The 1,291-nt window shown below is 28.0% G+C and carries 1 protein-coding gene; it reads right to left on the bottom strand.

All coding sequences use genetic code 11. From position 1 onward, the window contains the following. Positions 1–1,291 (bottom strand): IS1182 family transposase (locus O3884_RS08970; protein ID WP_371453046.1); only part of this gene is annotated, 1,291 nt, incomplete at both ends.

The following is a 1,291-nucleotide window of genomic DNA, read 5'->3' as shown; positions in this document are numbered from 1 at the left end:
ACCTCTCTTAGTGCTATTGTTTTCATATTTTGAACGCAACAAGATAACCAAGCGTACGACTGTACTTTGGCTTTCCCTCTATATTGTGCATATCTATATCCATGATTTTGTTTTGAGTCTGCGAAGCTACGTTCTATTGTTTCTTTTCTTCTTTTATACAGTATTTTTCCTTCCTTTGATATACGTCTTAACCTTGCTTCATCATAATAATCCGCATTTATGTGGCGTCTTATTATTTTCTTATCGTTTTTATCATCACTTTTATATTGTTTGTATCCATTTCTATCAATATTTCTGTATGTAAATATTTCTCCTGTTCGTTTATCTACAAATATATCTTTTTCGGGTAAGTATTTAAAATATTTTTTATCTTTTGATTTTGAGAATCTTCTATATCCTATTACTGAAAATATATTCTTTTTATCTAACTGTTTTAGTATGTCTAGAGAATAATATCCACTATCTAACGCAACTTTACCAGGTATTAATCCAAAGTTATTTTCTATCTGATTTAATCTATCTATATACGGACCACTATCATGAACGTTACCTGGAGTTATATGGCAGTCAATAATAATATTATTCTTCCCGTCTACTGTTCTATGGTCTAAATACATAAAGCCTTCTTCTTTATGATCTCTATGATAATAACCACTATCCGGATCAGTAGTGTTAATTCGTTGTCTTTTTAGTTCTTCCTTTTCTTTATATTCAAAAGGCTTTTTTCCTATTTTTTCTCTCTCTTCATTTATTTCTTTTTCTAAGTCTAATTTTCTTTCTTTTACTTTTGTGGTAATTTCAATTTTATATTTCTTTTTGTTTGCGTTAGCTTTAATGTGGGTTGAATCAGTAAAAAATTCAGTACCTCCTACTAATTTTTTATCAATTGCTTGATTCACTATATTTATAAATATTTGTTCAAATATGTCAGTTCCTTGGAATCGTCGAATATAATTTTGTGAAAATGTAGAATAGTGTGGAACTGGTTTAGAGAATGGTATCCCTAAAAACCATCTAAATGCAGCATCTGTTTCTATTCTTTTTATTGTTTCTCTCATCGATTTTATTCCATAGAAATCTTTTAAAAATACTAATTTGAATAATACTACAGGGTCTAAACAATTTCTACCTGATGTGTGGCTATAGTATTCTTCTGTTAAATCATAAATAAATTTGAAATCAATCGCTTCGGCTACTTTTCTTAAAAAATGATTTTTAGGAACTAATTCTGATAACGTCATTAATATTATTTCATCTTTGATATTTTCTTCTTTATTAAACATACTAAAAA

The organism is Gemella sp. 20925_1_85, assembly GCF_041433735.1.
GTDB lineage: Bacteria > Bacillota > Bacilli > Staphylococcales > Gemellaceae > Gemella.
The sequence above is the reverse complement of the archived record's forward strand: the minus strand, read 5'-3'. Positions and strand labels throughout refer to the sequence as shown.